The following is a 14,053-nucleotide window of genomic DNA, read 5'->3' as shown; positions in this document are numbered from 1 at the left end:
AACCACCATAAAAATACGGAGACAAATATGAAAACCAACCGCAGGACCTTCCTGTCCTCGATGACCGGCGTGGCCGGGCTGTCCATGGTGTCGGCGCCGATGGCGCTGGCCGCCGCTGCCACCAGCGCACCGTATAAAAATCCGGCCTTGCCCGTGGACCGCCGCGTGAACGACCTGCTGGGCCGCATGACGCTGGAAGAGAAGATCGCCCAAATGCTGTGCGTGTGGCAGAAGAAGACCGCGATCCAGGACGCCAGCGGCGAGTTCAATGCGGAAAAGGCCAAGGCTGCCTACCCGCACGGTATCGGCATGATCGGCCGCCCGTCCGACCGCCAGCTGGGCCAGGCCGCCGGCGCCGGCGATACCGGCGGCGTCAAGAACCGCAACGCGCTGGAAACGGCCACCTACACCAACGCTGCCCAGAAGTGGGCGGTCGAGCAGACCCGCCTCGGCATCCCGCTGTTCATGCACGAGGAGGCACTGCACGGCTACGTGGCGCGCGACGCCACCAGCTTCCCGCAGGCGATCGGCCTGGCGTCGTCGTTCGATCCGCCGCTGGTGCAGCAGGCCTTCAGCGTGGCGGCGCGCGAAATGCGCGCGCGCGGCGCCAACCTGGCGCTGGCGCCGGTGGTGGACGTGGCGCGCGAGCCGCGCTGGGGCCGTATCGAGGAAACCTACGGCGAGGACGCCCACCTGAGCGCGGAAATCGGCAAGGCCGCAGTGATCGGTTTCGCCGGCACCAACCCGGTGCTGGCCAAGGACAAGGTCTTCGTCACGCTCAAGCACATGACCGGCCATGGTCAGCCCGAGAGCGGCACCAACATCGGTCCTGCCGAAGTGAGCGAGCGCACGCTGCGCGAAGACTTCTTCCCGCCGTTCGAGCGCCTGATCCGCGAAACCAACGTGGCGGCGGTAATGCCGTCGTATAACGAGATCGGCGGCATTCCGTCGCACGCCAACCACTGGCTGCTGCACAAGGTGCTGCGCGAGGAATGGGGTTTCGAGGGCGTCACGGTATCGGACTACTTCGGCATCAACGAAATGGCTTCGCGTCACAAGCTGGCGGCCGATCCGAAAGAGGCGGGCTACTATGCGATCAAGGCCGGCGTCGATATCGAAACGCCGGACCCGCTGTCCTACCTGTCGCTGGCCGAACTGGTCAAGGAAAAGCGGGTGTCGGTCAAGGAGATCGACACCGTGGTGCGCCGCATCCTGAAACTCAAGTTTCAGGCCGGCCTGTTCGAACAGCCGTACGTCGATGCCAGCCGCGCCGACAGCCTGACCGCGGCCAGCGACGCCGTGGCGCTGGCGCGCCTGGTCGCCACCCGCACGCCGGTACTGCTGAAGAACGACAAGGGCCTGCTGCCGCTGGACGGTAAAAAGGTGGGCAAGGTACTGCTGCTGGGCGCGCACGCCAAGGACACGCCGATCGGCGGCTATTCCGACATTCCGCGCCACGTGGTATCGGTGTACGAAGGCCTGCAGGCCGAAAGCCGCGCCCAGGGTTTCGAGCTGGCGTACGCCGAGGGCGTGCGGCTGACCGAGAGCCGCATCTGGGGCCAGGACGAGATCAAGTTCGTGGCGCCGGAAGTGAACGCCAGGCTGATCGCCGAGGCGGTGGCTGCGGCAAAGAACGCCGACACCATCATCATGGTCCTCGGCGACAACGAGCAGACCAGCCGCGAAGCGTGGGCCGACAATCACCTGGGGGACCGCGAGTCACTGGACCTGATCGGCCAGCAGAACGACCTGGCGCGCGCCATTTTCGCGCTCGGCAAACCGACCGTGGTATTCCTGCTCAACGGCCGTCCGCTGTCGGTCAACCTGCTGGCCGAAAAAGCGGATGCGCTGGTGGAAGGCTGGTACATGGGCCAGGAAACCGGCAACGCCGTGGCCGACCTCCTGTTCGGCCGCGCCAACCCCGGCGGCAAGCTGCCGGTATCGATCGCGCGCAGCGTGGGTCAGCTGCCGATCTTCTACAACTACAAGCCATCGGCGCGGCGCGGCTACATCGACGGCAGCACCAAGCCGCTGTACCCGTTCGGCTTCGGTCTCAGTTACACCACGTTCGACATTTCCGCGCCACGCCTGACCAAGGCCCGCATCGCGGTGGGCGAGAGCACCAGGGTCGAAGTGGACGTGGCCAACACCGGCAAGCGCGCCGGCGACGAAGTGGTGCAGATCTACATCCGCGACGACGTCAGCTCGGCCACGCGGCCGGTGCTGGAACTGAAAGCGTTCCAGCGCGTGACGCTGCAACCGGGCGAGCGCCGCACGCTGTCGTTCGACATCAAGCCTGCGGACCTGCAGTTCTACAATATGCGCATGGAGCGCGTGGTGGAACCGGGCAGCTTCACCATCCACGCCGGCCCGGACTCGGTGCAGCTCAAATCCGTCAAGCTGATGGTGGGCTAAACAACAGCGTCGCCGCGTCCACCGGACGCGGCGCCTGCGGCGGCAGGTAGCGCGCCGGTGGACGTACGCGCGGGGCGGCGTCGGACTGGCGCCGCACCAGCGAGAAGTTCATCAGCACGTGTTCGGGATGCAGCGGTGCGCCGTCGCGCCGGCTGCGGATCTGCCGCTGCAGCAGGCGCACCGCTTCGCCGGCCATGTCGGTGATCGGCTGGTGCACGGTCGTGAGGGCAGGCCAGATGGTGGTGGCCAGCGCCGTGTCGTCGAAGCCCACCACCGTCAGATCTCCGGGCACGTCCATGCCCAGCCGGTGCGCCACCGCCACGGTGGCTGCCGCCATGTCGTCATTGCTGGCGAAGATGGCGCTGGGCCGCTCGGCCAGCGCCAGCAGGGTTTCCGCCGCTTCCAGACCCGACCGGTAAGTGTACAGACCGGGCACCACCAGTTCCTGGGCGATCTGGGCGCCCGCTTCCTGCAGCGCCGCCTGGTAGCCGGCCAGCCGCCGTGCGCTGGCGATCTGGTTGCCGTCGCCGGCGATGAAGCCGATGCGCTGGTGGCCCAGGCCAATCAGCTGGCGCGTCATCTGGAAGGCGGCCAGGTAATCGTCGATGCTGACCGAGCTGACATCGGCCTCGGGCTGGCCGCAGGCCACCGTCACCACGGGCGCACCGGCGCTGTTCAGGCGCGCCAGGATGGCCGGATCGTCGCCGAGCGGCGGCGGCAGCACGATGCCATCGAGGTTGTTGTCGATCAGCCGCTCGATCTGCTCGAGCTGGTGGGCCTGGTCGTCGCCTTTTTCCACGAACAGCTGCATGTTGTGGATGCTCGACTGGTTGAGCAGGCCGACCAGCAGTGCGCTCAGGTAGCCGGCGCTGGGGTTGCTGTACAAGAAACCGATACGGATCGGCCGCGCGCCGGCCAGCTTGCGCGCCTCCTGGTTCGGCATGTAGTTGAGGGCGGCGGCCGCGTCGGCGACCTTCTTGCGGGTCCTGGCGTGGACCGTATCCTTGCCGTTCATGACGCGCGACACCGTCATCGGCGACACGCCAGCGAGCCGAGCCACATCATGCATGGTCGGCTGGCTGCGCTCATCTGGCGCCATTTTATTCATGGGGAGGACTACCTTCGGTGGAGTGATGTAAAACGCTACCATCATGCGATGGTGTAACAACACTGTAGCATAGTTCATCCTTTTAACGCAGCCGGGGGCTGGCTGCCTGCTGCCGGCTGCCGACCATCGGCAGGGCAGCATGGCGGCGCGGCCGTCAGCGGTAGCGATAGAGCTTCACCCGCTGCATGGTGAAGCCGCCCGTACCCAGCATGACCTGGCGGCCCTGGTGGGTTTCATCGCCGTTCAGCCAGCGGCCCGGTATCCACTGGCCATCGTCGTAGGTGCCTTCCGTAACCCGTTCCAGGCCGACGCTGTCGCCAGCGCCGGTGGCGTCCTTGAACGATACGGTCAGGCCCTTGCCGGCGATGAGGAACTCGTCGTCCGCCAGCTGTATCACCAGGCCACCGCATGCCTCGAGTTCGCGGCTGCTGGACTTGGCCCAGGGATTGCTGAAGCCGACATTGAGCAGATAGCCGCCCAGCGTCGCCTGCTGCGCCGTGGCGTCCACCACGCCGTCGTACGACACCTTGACCTTGAAGCCGCGCATGGCGCCGGCGCCCTGGTATCGGCTGATCACGGGGGCGAGCTGGCGCAGCAGGCGGTAGGCTGCCGGCAGGGTGTCGTCGCCGGTGCCGGTGCTGTCTTCGATGCCGAACGGCGAAAAGCCGAAGGCGTCGTATTGGCCAATGGCGTAGAAGGCCTTGGCGGCGGCATCGTGGCGGCCGGCGTTGTCGGCTTCCGGTACGAACAGGGGGTTGTCGTGGCGCTTGAATTGCGGCGCCCAGTCGCCAAAATTGGGGAAATAGGTGTCGATCGCCAGCACGTCGATCGATGGCGCCGCCGCCTTCCACACGTCGAACAGGTGCGGCAAAGGGCCGGCACTCGGGTATTCGCCCGGCTTCTTGCCCGGACGGTTGAGGGCCGCGTTGACATACAGCGGAATCGGATAGGCCGACTTGCCGGCGGTGGCCATGGTTTCGACGAATGCCGCATAGGCCCAGGCCTGGAACACCTCTTCGGCAGCGGCGGAGGTGCCGAACACCTCGGCCCAGGTGCCGTGCGTGCGCTGGCCATGCGTGGTCCACAGCGCCAGCAGCGCAGGATGCAGCGTCGCGCGGTGCGTTTGAAGATAGGCCAGCAGACGCGCTGGCACCGCGCCAGCCAACGCCGTGTTGGCCAGCGGACCGTAATCGCGCGCATCGGGCAGCATGCCGATCTCGTTTTCCACCTGTACCATGATCACGGTGCGCCGGGTATCGACTTGCGCCAGGTGCGCCAGCAGTGCACGGAAGGCTGCGCTGTCGCGCTGCAAGGTCTGGCCACCAAACGGCGTGAGGATTTCCTGCACTGCGCCGGCGCGGTTGAGGGCGCGCGGAAAGCGGACGGTGTCGCGCCGGACGTACGGTGGCGCATAGGTGGACATCGAATTTTTCCAGGCGCCGAACCACAGCAAAATCAACCGCATATGGTTGGCGCGTGCCTGCGTCAGCATGCCATCGAGCGTGGCGAAGTCGTAGCGGCCTTCTTCCGGCTCTATCTGGTCCCACTGGACCGGGACCAGCACGGTATTGAGTTCGGCTTTTTTCAGTGCAGGCCACAGCCGTTCCAGGTAAGGCAGGTGCGACGCCGAGGAATTATGCAGTTCGCCGCCGAGCACCAGGTATGGCTGGTTGTCGACGATAAGCTGGGTGGCGGTGCCCTGCTGGCGCAGCTGCGGCACGGGGGCGGTGGCAGCCGCATGCGCGACCGCGCCCGCGCAAAGCCAGTACAGGGCAAACAGCAGCGCTGCTGCAGCGCCATTCGAAGCACGTGATGTCATCGCGAGGCTCCATCGAGATTGTCAAAAAAAGAAGCACCGCCGCCACCCGGCGACAGTGCCCATAAACTGCTCCGTGGGAGCAGGGAGCGACACACTCAGAACTTCTTGCGTAAGCCGAACGAATACGTGCGGCCCGGCGCGTACTCGGTAAAGCGGGCGTTCGAGAACTGGAAGTAGGTGCGCTTGGCGTCGCGGTTCAGGTTGACGATGTCGAAGGTGAGCGTGGGCCAGCCCTCGCGGTCCAGCACCTGTTCCAGGTCGATGCTCGACGAGAAGTCGAGCTGCTTGTAGTCGTTGACGTACAGATTGGCCAGCGGGATGCCGCTCTGGTTGCCGGTGGAGACCTGGCTGCCCTTGGAGAACGTGTGCGACAGCCGCGCCGAGTAGCCGTAATTCTCGTAGAACACCGAGAGGTTGTTGGTGCGCTTGGGGACGCCCAGCGCGACGAAGCCCTCGCTGCCTTCGCCGTTGGCGCGCTGGGTGATGAAGGTGACGGTTTCGTTGAAGCCGAGGCCGCGGAAGGGCAGCAGCTTGTCGAGCGGTTGCACCCAGCCGAGCTCCAGGCCGCGGATGCGCAGCATGCCGCTGGCGTTGCGGGTGCGCGTCATGACCACGGTGGCGGCGTTGGGTCCGCCCCGGTCGTTGATCGCGCTTTGCTGGTTGGCCGTCAGGTTGTTATAGGTGATGCCGAAGGCCGCCAGGTCGCTGAACGGCAGCGTGAGGTTTTCGTTGGCGGTAAAGCCGGCCACTTTTTTCTGGAATACCGTGGCGCTCAGATAGCCTTCGCGCCCCGTGTACCAGTCCAGCCCCAGGTCGATATTGTCGGACAAATAGGGCTTCAGCGTCGGGTTGCCGATGGTGCCGATGTCGGCCGACGGCGACGAGAAGTTGATGCCGGGTCGCAGCGCGTTCGGATCGGCGCGCGTCATGCTGCGCGAGACGGCGGCGCGGGCCACCACGTCGCTGCGCAGGTTGAGCGCGGCGGTGGCCGACGGCAGCGTGTTGTTGTAGGTCGTGTCCTGGTACACCCACTGGCTCACGTTCGGATACTTGCTGCCGTTGAGCGGCAGGCTGGCATTGCGCGGATCGCTGAACGAGTTGAACGACCCCACCTGCTGACGGGTGCGCACGTAGCGCACGCCGGCGTTGTAGCGCAGCTCCATGCCCCAGGGTTTGGCTTCGCCATTGAGCTCGGTGTAGATGCCGGTGGTCTTCTCGGCGATGAAGCCGGCGCTGGCGCCGGTGGACGACGACGTGGCAAACGGCGCGTTGTTGTTGTACGTGTCGTAGTTGGAATCCTTGCGGAAGCGGTCCCAGTCGATGATCGGCCGGCCGTACGGTCCGGGCACGATGTAGCTGCCCAGGGCACTTTGCGGGATCAGCGAGCCGCCGTAGGTGAGGGCGTCGGTGCGGCCGGCCGTGTAGCCGGTGCCGAAGCCCGGGTACAGGGCGGCGGCGCTGGCGCCGGGCGTGTTGGCACCGTCGCAGTTGGGTGCGCCGTTCGGGCCGTCCAGCACCACGCTCGGGTTGTTGCCGCACACGGCGGCCTGCCACGCGGCCGAATTTTCCTGGGCGCGGATGCGGCGGTTGATATCGTCGTAGGCCAGGCCGGCCTTGATGTTGAATGCGCGGTCGCCCCAGGTCAGGTCGGTGTGGGCGCCCTTGGTGCGGGTTTCGCGCAGTTCGTTGGCGATATTCACGCGCCCGCCGGCCCACGCGTAGTTGGCCGGGTTGTTCAGATCGAGGCTGGACGTGATGTTGGGAATGCCGCCGCCGGTGTTATCGAAGGTGACGGTGTTGCCGCTGTTGGCCGGCGTGATCGGCATCACGGTCGGGGCCTCGTGACTGAAGCGGCTGCGCGTGTAATTGACCTGGGCGTCGAGTTTGAGCTTGGGGGCGATGGTCCATTCCATGCCAGGATTGATGCCCAGCAGGTCCACCTTGTCGCGGCGCGGGCCGTACTCGATGAAGTTGAGCGAATTGGCGAAGGTGCCGCTGGTGACGGTGCAGCCGGCGCTGCAATCGGTACGGTCCACCGTCATGTTGAGCGGGATCGCGGCGTTGTTGCGCACGGCCCAGTTGTAGGCAACGCGCTGGGCCTTGTCGTCACGCTTGCTGTACATGGTGTCGACGTAGAAGTGCAGGTCGTCGGTAGGGCGATACTCGGTGCTGAAAATGGCCGAGAGCTTGTCCTTGGTGCCGAAGTAATCCATGGTGCGGCCCAGGCGCGGCACAATGGCGTTGTCGATCTGCTCGATGGTCAAGCCCGGATTGTGCGCCAGCAGGAAGGCCTGGTCGATCACGGTGCCCGGCACGAGGCCGTTGCCGGCATTGGCCGGCACCACCGCGGGAATGTTCCAGTTGCCGCCGCCGGTGTTGTTGCGGGTGGCGGACGTGTTCTGCGCGGCGCTCAGGTTCGGATTGGTCCAGCCCACCGTTTCGAAACCGGTGGTACGAATTTCCTGGCGCGACAGCGATATGCCGCCTAGGATGCCGAAGGTCTTGCCCCAGGTCTGGCTGGCCAGCAGCGAACCGCGGCCGCCGGTCTTGTCGGCGATCTGGTTGCGGGTACCGGTCACGCTCATGGCAACGGTGCTGCCTTCCTTGTCGAACGGTCGCGCGCTGCGCAGGTTCACCACGCCGGCAGCGCCGCCTTCGAGCATGCTGGCGGTCGGGCTCTTGCTGACCGTGAGCTTGGTGAACAGGTCGGTCGGCAGCAGGTCGAGATCGACCTCGCGGTTGCTGTTCTGGCCATCGACCGGACCGGACGACGCCACCGCGATCTGCGCGTTGTTCAGCAGGATCTTGGTGAAGCTCGAACCGAGGCCGCGAATCTGGATGTTCATGCCTTCGCCGGTGACGTCGCGCGAGACGCCCACGCCGGGAATGCGGCTGAGCGACTCGGCGATATTCTTGTCCGGGAATTTGCCGAAGTCTTCGGCGTTGATCGAATCCTGGAAGCCGACTGCTTCCTTCTTGTCCTTGGCCGACGAGATCAGGCTGTTGCGGTAGCCGCTCACTTCCACCTTCTGGATGGTCGCTTCGTCGATGGGGGCGGCGGGCGGCGTGGGGGCCGGTGCCTGCTGGGCGTAGGCCTGGGCGACCAGGCCGGCCATGATGGTCAGGCCGCAGGCCAGGCGCGCAGGCGCACGGCGGCCACCGCCGGTTGGGGTAAGGGGGCTGGGCATTGCTGTCTCCTAATGATTTTATGCTTTTGTAATTTGCCGCAGCGATGATTGTGATTATGGTACCGCGACCATTTGAGTCTAGGACGGTTGCAAAGGCGTTGTCAACAGAAAGATCCGGCAAAATGTCATGCGCTACCATTTTTCGCTGGACGTGGCGAATCGACAACGCCGAGCGCGTCTCGGCTACAATGCCGACACCCCCACTCGCGGAGTTCTCCATGTTGCGTACCAGTGTAGCCAGCGTCACCATCCTGCTGGCGTTCTGCACCACCGCCGCCCAGGCCAGCGAAGCTGCCAGCGGAACGTTCACCGCCGCGCAAAGCTGCGAAGCCTATGCCTCGTTTGCCAAGCGCACCAACCCCGGCGGCGCCCGCATCGCAGCGGGCCAGCGCTACACGGTCCGCGAAATCAACCAGGCCGATTACCAGTGGCTGCGGGTGGAAGTGCCGGGCGCGGAACCCGGGCTGCGCTGGGTGCAGCGCGACTGCGGCGCCGCCATTCTGGAACCGATCGAGCAGCGTTCGAAGCGGCCGCCGCGCGGCAGCGATCCGCAGGGCGACGGTGGTTCCTGCAACATCGCCAACCGCCAGGACAGCTATGTGCTGGCCGTCACCTGGCAGCCCGGGTTCTGCGAGCACTTCCCGTACAAGGGCAAGAAGCCCGAATGCGACGCCATGAACGGCGGCAAACTGGAAGCCAGGACCCTGAGCCTGCACGGCCTGTGGCCCAACAAGAAGGAGTGCGGTACCCGCTACGGCAGCTGCGAGGGGCCGCCATTCGCGCTGTCCCAGGACACGATCGCCAAGATCGCGCCGTGGATGCCCAACTTTTATTACGAACGCACCTTCGGCGCCTACGAGTGGAACAAGCATGGCAAATGCCAGTCGCTGGCGCCGGACGACTATTTCATCAAGGCCGTATCCGCCGTGCGGGTGGTCAACGATTCGGAAGTGGGCAAGATCATCCTGTCGAGCACCGGCAAGAGCGTACGCGTGTCCGACTTCTTCGCCCGCGTCAAAGCCCGCGAAGGCGAAAAGGCCGCCAACAGCCTGACGCTGGTATGCAGCCAGCGCAAATACCTGCAAGAGATCCGCGTCTCGCTGCCGCTGGACTTCCCCACCGACCGCGACCTGGCGACCATGGTGGGTAACGCCCAGCCGGCACCGGCGCGGGTGCAGGGGTGCGGCGACGAGATTTATGTGGAGGCGGCGGGCAGGTGATGCGGACCACGGATAGCCATGGCCCATGCATTTCTACAGGAGACGCGGTGATGCTCACTAGCGACGCCTTAGCAGCAAGCCAGTTTTTACGCTAGTGATAAGATGGCGTGCTCCGCGACGCGGATGGGCGTACAGGCCGCTAGCCACGCTGGAACCCTTCATGAAAGTTCGCTCCCGACTCAAGCATAGTGCTGCCGGCCTGCTCTCCAGGTTTGTCGGCCGGAATAACGACTACCAGGGTTTTTGGGCTCTGGGCTTGTTATACAGAGGTGTGCAGGTGCCACCCTGGCACATCGAACTCGATCTGCTTTCCGGAACTGCCTCTCCCATCAATGCGATCGCTGCCTGTATCGCTGCCAGGGAATCGGCATACTTACGCGCTGCACTGTCGAAGCAGATGCTTGACTGGCAGTGCCTGCAGCGCGCTTCCCTTACCTTACAGTTCAACGCCGACGTCTCCGTCCGTTACACCGGTGCCAATCCTGCTGGCGAGCCTTTCTTGTGTACCGTCGAACTCGTGCTGGCTACAGGACAAAGCGCAAGCTCCAGTGTGACCGGCCGCTGCGCCGCCTGGGCGCCCGGGCATTTCACGGGAAGGGTAGGCGCGGTCGTCCCTCAGCTTTGAAGGGATTCGGCTGCCGCCCGCTTGCGCTGCGCCTTGCGCCGGTACATGGCGTCGTCCGCGTCGGCTACCAGGTCGGCGGCGCTGGGCACGGCGCCGGGGTGGCCGCTTGCGGCAGGCATGATGGCGACACCGATGCTGGCGCCGGCCGCCAGTTCGCGGCCCTCGATGCAATGGGGCCGGCCCAGGCTCGCTTCCAGCTTTCCCACCACGATGTCGGTGTTGGCGGCGTCGCTACCGACCAGCACCACGGCAAATTCGTCGCCGCCCAGTCGTGCCGCCAGATCGGACTTGCGCAGCTCCGCGCGCAGCCGCGCTGCGGCGCCGGTCAGCAGCTGGTCGCCGGCGGCGTGGCCATAGGTGTCGTTGATATGCTTGAAGCCATCGAGATCGAGGTATAACAGCGACAGGGGCGCGCCGAAGCGTGCGCACAACTCTACCTGCCGCCCCAGAAACTCTGTAAACATGGTGCGGTTGGCCAGTCCCGTCAGCGGATCGTGCGTGGCCTGGTGGCGCGCCAGCGCGTGCATGCGTGCCGCGTCCACCAGGGCGTTACCCACTTCATCGGCTTCGCGCAGGCCGTAGCTGGCGGGTGCCACCGGTTCGCCGCGACCGAGCGCCATGGCCGGCGTGACCAGTGCGCCGATGGCGCGCGACACCTGGTTGCCGATGCGCCAGGCCACCAGCAGGCCGGCCGCCATCAGCGTGGCAGTGACCAGCACCAGCAGCCACAGCTTGCGATTGAGCTCGGCGTTCAGCACTTCGAGCGGGATGCCGATGCCGACCGTCCAGCCGGACGTGCCGGCGCGGGTCATCACGGCCAGGATAGGCTTGCCGTCCAGGGTGGCGGTTTCGAAACCGCCTTCGAAACCTTCGCGCATGCGCCTGATCACCTCGGGCAGCGCCTTGTGGCCGACGTAGCGCTGCATGTCCTCGCTGCGGGCGACCACGTTGCCGTCGCGGTCGAGGATGCTGGCAATCCAGTGTTCCGGGTAGCTTTGCTGAGAGAGCAGGGCGCCGAAACGCTCCACGGTGACAGCGGCGCTGAGGGCACCGACTTCGCCACCCTGATTCGGCCAGTCGCCGGCGCTGTAACGCACCGGCACACCGACCGATGCCACCTGGCGATGCGAGACCTCGCCGACAAAGATACCGGAAATGGCCGTGGCTTCGTGCTCGCTGATGACGCGCAGCGCCGACCCCACCGAGGCCGGCGGCAGTGCAGCGCCGCGCGGCAGGAAGGTGTTGATCAGCTGCTTGCCGCTGGCGTCTTCGAGCACGATGTTGAGCATGTTCTGGGAGGCGGCCAGCCCGCGCGCCTGCTCGTAAAACCCCCGCAAGTCCTGGCGCATCAGGTCCGGCGATGCGGCCAGCGCGCGCAGCGCCGCTTCGACGGCGGCGAATTCCTTGTCGATGTCGGTGGCGTTGGCGCGCGCCGTTGCCATGGCGCCGGTGATGAACGCAGCCCGTGCCTGCGTGTAGTCGTAGCCGATCAGCAGAATCGCCATCAACGACGCCGGCACGATGCATGCGACTACCAGATACAGCAAGCGGGATCGGATCGAGGGGGCGCGCATGATACCTGTAATGGTCGGGATGGCACATATGTTACATGAATTTGCTGTGTCTTAAAAGCAAGAAAATAAGCGGCGGGACAACAAACGCCACCTGCCAGCGCGGCGCCCGACATTGGCATACCGGTGCTTTGCCCCTATCATGTCGGGTGTCTTACCCCTCGCCACCCGGACGGAGCCACCATGCACCTCGTCAGCTGTACCGAAGAACGCCACGCACAAGCGATACTCGATATCTTCAACGACGCCATCGCCAATTCGACCGCGCTGTACGAATACCATCCGCGCACGCACGAGACCATGACGAACTGGTTTGCAGCCAAGCGCGCCGGCGGCTACCCGGTGCTCGGATACGAGGATGGCGCCGGCACGCTGCTCGGCTTTGCCAGCTATGGCGCGTTTCGCGGCTATCCCGCCAACAAGTACGCGGTGGAGCATTCGGTCTATGTCCGGGCCGACCAGCGCGGCAAGGGACTGGGACGCGCGCTGCTCGAACAAGTTGTCGTTGCAGCGGGCCAGGCCGGGCTGCACACCATCGTCGGCGGCATCGACGCCGACAACCGCGCCAGCATTGCGCTGCACGAGCAGCTGGGTTTCGTCCACGCCGGCACCGTGCGCCACGCCGCCTTTAAGTTCGGCCGCTGGCTGGATCTGGCGTTCTATCAGCTGATACTGCCGACGCCAGCCGCGCCCGTGGATGGCTGAACCCTGCTGGCTGAACGCCTTGCAATTCCATCCTGCGGCCCCTATACTTCGCCGGTAGTCAAGCTTCTGGTATGTGCCAGGCCCCGGTCGATCGCGGTCTGCACATTTAAATGGGAAGCCGGTGCGCCCGCAGGGCCATGCCGGCGCTGCCCCCGCAACGGTAGTCGAGGTCAAGGTAGTGCAAGCAGCCACTGTGCACACGCATGGGAAGGCGCACCGCCAGGAGCAATCCACTCGTCAGCCCGGAAACCAGCCAGCAGCGGTCAACACGTTTGTATTGCGGAGGGCGATACGGGTGAGTGCTGCGCCGTGCTGTCTGTCCTGTTGCAACGCATTCCGGCCGCTTCCCCGCTGTTCCTCCTGCGCGTACCCCGACGTATTCACGCACCCTGGAAGGAAGATCATGCCCGTCACCCCAGTCATCTCCGGTCACACCGAAAGTTCCAGCCGTCTGGCGAGCCTGCGCGAAAAGCTGGTGCCTGCACTGTGCGCAGCCGGCCTTGGCGCCGTGCTGCTGTTCGGCGCCGGCTTCGCGTCGATGGAGGCGCTGCATAACGCGGCCCATGACAGCCGTCATTCGGCAGGCTTCCCGTGCCACTGAACCGCGCCGGCGCAGCCGGCGTTTCCGCAGCAGGCACCGGCGTTTTCAATGGCATCGTCCGCACGGCCGCTGCCGCCGGCATCGTGGCGGGGCTGCTGCTGACCGCGATCCAGCACCTGCAGGTCATACCGATCATTCAGCAGGCGGAAGTCTACGAAAAGGCGCAGGAGGCCAGCCCACCCGCCGTTCACGTGCATCAGGATGCCGCGCCAGCCCAGCACGCACACGAGCACGCGCATGCCCATGATGCGCATGGCGTCGGCGAAGCAGCCCACAGCCATGGCGGCTGGGAACCCGACGACGGTCTCGAACGCACGGCCTACACCGCACTGGCCGATGTGAGCATGGGCGTCGGTTACGCGCTGCTGCTGGTGGCCGCAATCTGCCTGCGCGGCGGCGCTGTCACGTGGCGCCGCGGCCTGCTGTGGGGCGCGGCCGCCTACGCAGTATTCTTCATCGCCCCCTCGCTCGGCCTGCCGCCCGAGTTGCCGGGCACCCTGGCTGCGCCGGTGGCTGCCCGCCAGGCCTGGTGGATCTGCACCGCTTTTTCCACCGCCGTGGCACTGGGCATGCTGGTCTGGAGCCGCAACCTCTGGCTCAAGGTCGGCGCCGTGGCGCTGCTGTTCGTGCCGCACCTGGTCGGCGCACCGCAACCGTCCGTGCATGCGATGGCGGCGCCAGCCGAACTGGCAGGCGCCTTCGTAGTCGCCACCGCGCTGGCCAATGCCGTGTTCTGGCTGGCCCTGGGCGCGCTGGTTGGCTGGTTCTACAAAAAACCTGCCTGAAGACCGCCAGATAAGG

Annotated in this window: 10 protein-coding genes and 1 riboswitch; of the genes, 6 read left to right on the top strand and 4 right to left on the bottom strand. The window is 65.7% G+C overall.

Annotation, left to right across the window (positions count from 1 at the left end):
• Window positions 1-27: 27 nt before the first annotated feature.
• Window positions 28-2,415, top strand: coding sequence for a glycoside hydrolase family 3 N-terminal domain-containing protein (locus ASF61_RS06630; RefSeq protein ID WP_056152853.1), 2,388 nt, complete (start codon window positions 28-30; stop codon window positions 2,413-2,415).
• Here the strand turns inward: ASF61_RS06630 and ASF61_RS06625 are convergent.
• From ASF61_RS06625 to ASF61_RS06615, 3 genes are all read right to left on the bottom strand, one after another.
• Window positions 2,396-3,484: a LacI family DNA-binding transcriptional regulator gene (locus tag ASF61_RS06625; protein WP_229205739.1), complete on the bottom strand. Its 1,089-nt coding sequence runs from the start codon at window positions 3,482-3,484 to the stop codon at window positions 2,396-2,398. The genes ASF61_RS06630 and ASF61_RS06625 overlap by 20 nt on opposite strands.
• Before the next feature lie 193 nt (window positions 3,485-3,677).
• Window positions 3,678-5,342 (bottom strand): DUF5597 domain-containing protein, encoded by a 1,665-nt coding sequence (locus ASF61_RS06620; protein WP_056152847.1) that lies wholly within the window; start codon window positions 5,340-5,342, stop codon window positions 3,678-3,680.
• Window positions 5,343-5,437: 95 nt separating this feature from the next.
• A complete protein-coding gene (locus ASF61_RS06615; RefSeq protein ID WP_082491253.1) occupies window positions 5,438-8,530 on the bottom strand; it encodes a TonB-dependent receptor in 3,093 nt (1,030 codons plus the stop codon).
• 218 nt (window positions 8,531-8,748) lie between these two features.
• Between ASF61_RS06615 and ASF61_RS06610 the strand changes: the two genes are divergently transcribed.
• Both ASF61_RS06610 and ASF61_RS06605 read left to right on the top strand, forming a co-directional pair.
• Window positions 8,749-9,750: a ribonuclease I gene (locus tag ASF61_RS06610; protein WP_056152843.1), complete on the top strand. Its 1,002-nt coding sequence runs from the start codon at window positions 8,749-8,751 to the stop codon at window positions 9,748-9,750.
• 160 nt (window positions 9,751-9,910) lie between these two features.
• Window positions 9,911-10,375, top strand: coding sequence for a hypothetical protein (locus ASF61_RS06605; RefSeq protein ID WP_056152841.1), 465 nt, complete (start codon window positions 9,911-9,913; stop codon window positions 10,373-10,375).
• Here ASF61_RS06605 and ASF61_RS06600 read toward each other — a convergent pair.
• A complete protein-coding gene (locus ASF61_RS06600; RefSeq protein WP_162241973.1) occupies window positions 10,366-11,880 on the bottom strand; it encodes a sensor domain-containing diguanylate cyclase in 1,515 nt (504 codons plus the stop codon). The two genes, ASF61_RS06605 and ASF61_RS06600, sit on opposite strands and share 10 nt — an antisense overlap.
• Window positions 11,881-12,129: 249 nt before the next feature.
• Between ASF61_RS06600 and ASF61_RS06595 the strand changes: the two genes are divergently transcribed.
• The 3 genes from ASF61_RS06595 to ASF61_RS06585 all read left to right on the top strand — a co-directional run bounded on the left by ASF61_RS06595 (window position 12,130) and on the right by ASF61_RS06585 (window position 14,037).
• Window positions 12,130-12,651: a GNAT family N-acetyltransferase gene (locus tag ASF61_RS06595; RefSeq protein ID WP_056152836.1), complete on the top strand. Its 522-nt coding sequence runs from the start codon at window positions 12,130-12,132 to the stop codon at window positions 12,649-12,651.
• A gap of 67 nt (window positions 12,652-12,718) precedes the next feature.
• Window positions 12,719-12,924, top strand: a riboswitch (cobalamin riboswitch).
• Between the two features lie 130 nt (window positions 12,925-13,054).
• Window positions 13,055-13,252, top strand: a complete 198-nt coding sequence (locus tag ASF61_RS06590) for a CbtB domain-containing protein (RefSeq protein ID WP_056152833.1) — start codon at window positions 13,055-13,057, stop codon at window positions 13,250-13,252.
• A complete protein-coding gene (locus tag ASF61_RS06585) occupies window positions 13,249-14,037 on the top strand; it encodes a CbtA family protein (protein ID WP_373994534.1) in 789 nt (262 codons plus the stop codon). The genes ASF61_RS06590 and ASF61_RS06585 overlap by 4 nt, the downstream gene beginning before the upstream one ends.
• Window positions 14,038-14,053: the final 16 nt, after the last annotated feature.

The sequence above is a fragment of the Duganella sp. Leaf126 genome, from assembly GCF_001423125.1.
In the GTDB taxonomy this organism is placed as follows: Bacteria; Pseudomonadota; Gammaproteobacteria; order Burkholderiales; family Burkholderiaceae_D; genus Rugamonas.
Note: the sequence above shows the minus strand (reverse complement) of the source record. Positions and strands in the feature narration are given on the sequence as shown.